Here is a 214-nt window from a genome sequence, read left to right on the forward strand (position 1 = left end):
ATGCCAAAGCACAATCGGTTAAGCTTGTAAGCATCCCACGGGATACGAAAGTACAGATTGCTGGCCGCAGTATGGCCGATAAGCTGAACCATGCTCACGCTTATGGAGGGCCCGATTTAATGGTGCAAACGGTTGAGGAGCTGCTTCATATTCCTATCGACCATTATATTGCGGTTGATATGGACGGCTTTGTTGATGTTATTAATACCCTTGG

The 214-nt window shown here is 46.7% G+C and carries 1 protein-coding gene; it reads left to right on the forward strand.

Features of this window, described 5'->3' with window-relative positions; translation table 11 throughout:
* Positions 1 to 214 (forward strand): LCP family protein (locus CHH91_RS19750; RefSeq protein WP_176465905.1); only part of this gene is annotated, 214 nt, incomplete at both ends.

Source organism: Virgibacillus sp. 7505, from assembly GCF_002272135.1.
Classification (GTDB): domain Bacteria; phylum Bacillota; class Bacilli; order Bacillales; family Amphibacillaceae; genus Terribacillus.